The sequence below is a fragment of the Actinopolymorpha sp. B11F2 genome (genome assembly GCF_040195635.1).
In the GTDB taxonomy this organism is placed as follows: domain Bacteria; phylum Actinomycetota; class Actinomycetes; order Propionibacteriales; family Actinopolymorphaceae; genus Thermasporomyces.
On record NZ_JBEFTX010000064.1, the window covers coordinates 1 to 900 of the forward strand.

General features: G+C 66.9%; 1 protein-coding gene. It reads right to left on the reverse strand.

Annotated elements, in window-relative coordinates; translation table 11 throughout:
* A partial coding sequence (locus ABN034_RS34230; protein ID WP_349695109.1) for an IS256 family transposase occupies positions 1-900 on the reverse strand: 900 nt, incomplete at both ends.

Sequence of the window (900 nt, forward strand, 5' to 3'; positions counted from 1 at the left end):
CGGCTCGTGAGCCGGGTCCCTTGGTCACTCGGGTGCGTAGCCTTACGGTCGCGAAGGTCGACTCGATCGGGTTCGTGGTGCGAAGGTGGACCCAATGTTCGGCCGGGTAGTTGTAGAACTCCAGGAGCACGTCGAGGTCGTCAGTGATCTTGGCGACCGCCTTGGGCCACTTCGCGCCGTAGTCGACCTCGAACGCCTTCGCCGCTTTCTCGGCGTGCTCGCGGTCTTCGGCGTTGTAGATCTCTGCGAGCGCGGCCTTCGCGCCCGGGTGCGCCGATTTCGGTAACGCGGCAAGAACATTCGCCATCTTGTGCCACCAGCAGCGCTGCTCGCGGGTCTCGCCGAAGACGTCGCGGATCGCCTTCCAGAACCCCAGCGCCCCGTCGCCGACTGCGAGTACCGGCGCTGCCATGCCGCGGCGGCGAGTCGAGCGGAGCAGGTCGGCCCACGACTCGGCTGATTCGCGGAACCCGTCGGCGAGGGCGATCAGTTCCTTCTTGCGGTCGGCGCGCACCCCGATCATCACCAGCAGGCACACCTTGTCCTGGTCGAGGCGGACCTTGAGGTGGATGCCATCGACCCACACGTACACATAGTCGAGCTCGGCCAGCGAGCGGGTGTTGAACGCGGCAGCCTCGTCTTGCCACTGCGTGGTCAGCCGGGTGATGGTAGCCGCCGACAGGCCCACACCGGTGCCGAGGAACTGCTCGAGCGCGGGTGCGAAGTCACTGCTGGACAGGCCGTGCAGATACAGCAGCGGCAGTACCTCGGCGACCTTGGGAGACTTACGCGACCAAGCCGGCAGGATCGCAGAGGAGAACCGCTTCCGCACCCCAGTGTCGGGACCGAGGCGCTTGTCGTTGACCCGCGGGGCACGCACCGTGATGGCTCCAGCGGCGG